At 69.3% G+C, this 1699-nt stretch carries 2 protein-coding genes; both read right to left on the reverse strand.

Annotated elements, in window-relative coordinates; all coding sequences use genetic code 11:
* Nucleotides 1–80 precede the first annotated feature (80 nt).
* Nucleotides 81–716: an SMC-Scp complex subunit ScpB gene (scpB, locus tag AC2W7C_RS17570; protein WP_486002523.1), complete on the reverse strand. Its 636-nt coding sequence runs from the start codon at nucleotides 714–716 to the stop codon at nucleotides 81–83.
* 20 nt (nucleotides 717–736) lie between these two features.
* Nucleotides 737–1558, reverse strand: a complete 822-nt coding sequence (locus AC2W7C_RS17575) for a segregation and condensation protein A (RefSeq protein ID WP_486002522.1) — start codon at nucleotides 1556–1558, stop codon at nucleotides 737–739.
* Nucleotides 1559–1699: the final 141 nt, after the last annotated feature.

A 1699-nucleotide genomic window follows, 5' to 3' on the forward strand; every position in this document is an offset into this window, starting at 1 on the left:
TTTGGATCCGCGCTCGCTTTTGACGCCCCTCCACCATGCTTCGCATGGTCCCCCTCCCCTGAAGGGGAGGAACGAGACTTTCAGTCCTCCGACACGAAGTCCTGCGCAAACTCGGGGCCGTCTTCGTCGCCGGGCAACAGGGGTGTCTCGTCCTCGTCCGACGCGCGGGTCGGGTCCGGCACCTCGAAGCCGACCGGGATCGACAGGTCCAGCAAGCCGGCCGCCTTCATCTCCTGCACGCCCGGCAGGTCGTACAGGCTGGCCAGGCTGAAATGCTCCAGGAACTTGTCGGCCGTGCCGTAGGTCACCGGCCGCCCCGGCGTCCGCCGGCGGCCCTTCAGCCGGACGAAACCCATCTCCAGCAGCAGGTCCAGCGTGCCCTTGGACAGGGAGACGCCGCGCACGCTTTCAATCTCGGCGCGGGTGCAGGGCTGGTGGTAGGCGATGATGGCCAGGGTCTCGAGCGCGGCCTTGGACAGGCGGCGCGGCTCCTCGCGCTCTTCCGTCATCATGAAGCTGAGATCGGCGGCCGTGCGGAAGCGCCAGCGGTCGGCGACGCACTCCAGCTCGACCCCGCGGCCCTGATAGCGGTCGCGCAGCGCCGAAATGGCCCCGCCCACATCGGCGCCCTCGGGCAGCCGGCGCGCGATCTCCGCGGCCGAAAGGGGGCCGGCGGCGGCGAACAGCAAGGCCTCAACGCGGCGCTCGATCTCCATGTGGTCGGGAGCGAACTGGATCACGGCGTCAGCTCCAGCGGCTGCCCCTTGCCGCGCCGCTTCAGGAAGACCTCGGCGAAGGCCTGGGCCTGTTTCACGTCCATCGCCCCCTCCTTGACCAGCTCCAGGCTGGCCGAAAGCGTGGACGCCGTATAGCTGGCCTGGGACGGGCCTTCATCTCCATGCTTCTCGGGCGCGATCCGCTCCAGCGGGGTCCAGGTATCCAGTCGGGGCAGAACTTCACGCAGCCAGTCCCGCGCGGCCTCCAGTTGAAAGGCTTCCACCCGTTGGCCGGGGTTGTAGCGGCGCTGCTCTTCGCGCCGGCGCTGGGTCACATAGGCGGCCATCAGCTCATACAGGCTGGCGTCGATCCGGTCGGACGGCACGATCACCAGGGCCTCGGGATCACCCCTGGTGAAGACGTCGCGCTTCAGCTGGGGCCGAGCCTGGATCGCCTCCACCGCCTTGCGCATCGCCTCCAGCTTCTGCAGCCGGAAGGCCAGGGCGGCGGCCATCTCCTCGGCCGGGACCTCGTCGCCCTTGCCCTTCTCATTGCGCGGCAGAAGCAACCGAGACTTCAGGTAGGCCAGCCAAGAGGCCATCACCAGATAGTCGGCCGCCAGGGCGAAGTTTCGCCGCCGGGCCTCGTGCACGAAGGCCAGGTACTGCTCGGCCAGCCGGGTGATCGACAGCTTCAGCAGATCGACCTTCTGAGTGCGGGCCAGCGCCAGCAGAACATGCAGCGGACCTTCGTAGCCCTCCAGATCGACCACGAAGGCGTCGCGCGCATCGACCTGCTCGGCGGCGCTGAAGTCCAGGTTGGGCTGGAAGGCGTCGGTCACGCCTGCGCCTCCCCCACGTCCGGCCCCTTGGCGGCGTCCAGGCGGCCGGACAACATCGCCTCGAACCGATCGCGCGCCGCGCCCTCGTCCAGCGGCTCGGGGCGTATGGACGATGCGGGCCAGGGCCGCCTGCGCCCGTCG

This window comes from Brevundimonas sp. CURTG3B2_SDJG (assembly GCF_057364705.1).